The sequence below is a fragment of the Vibrio sp. Y176 genome, from assembly GCF_033438945.1.
This window is the reverse complement of record NZ_JAWOQS010000806.1, coordinates 1-602: the sequence shown is the minus strand read 5'-3', so window position 1 is coordinate 602 and position 602 is coordinate 1. Positions and strand designations below refer to the sequence as shown.

General features: G+C 44.2%; 1 protein-coding gene. It reads right to left on the bottom strand.

Translation table 11 applies throughout. The annotated features are described in order from the left end of the window. The coding region (locus R7O13_RS28760; protein ID WP_318305447.1) for a glutathione peroxidase at positions 1 to 602 on the bottom strand (602 nt) is incomplete at both ends.

The following is a 602-nucleotide window of genomic DNA, read 5'->3' as shown; positions in this document are numbered from 1 at the left end:
GTTGCATCTTTCCCCAAAATGACTTCTTCATATTGAAGACCGTGATCAATCAAGTTTTGTTTGGCTTTCATACAGAAAGGACAACCAGGCTTGGTAAATACAGTGATCGATTCCTGAGTTCTGTACTCTGGTGCGATGTAGTTCAGCATAGTGTCTGCATCCGATACTTTGAACGGATCTCCTGGCTCATTTGGCTCGATGAACATCTTCTCAATCACGCCATCTTTTACCAACATGCTGTAACGCCAAGAACGTTTACCAAAACCGATGTCATTTTTGTCCACGAGCATGCCCATGCCATCGGTGAACTCTCCATTCCCATCTGGAATAAAGGTGATGTGCTCGGCTTCTTGGTCGTGTTTCCACGCGTTAATAACGAATGTGTCGTTTACAGAAATACACAAAATTTCATCAACACCGTGTTCTTTGAACACAGGGAATAGCTCATTGTAACGAGGTAAGTGGCTAGAAGAACAAGTCGGTGTAAACGCTCCAGGCAAACTGAATACGATCACGGTTTTGCCTTTGAATAGATCATCCGAGGTAACGTTCACCCAAGTATCACCTTGGCGAGTCGGGAAAGTAACCTGTGGTACGTTTTG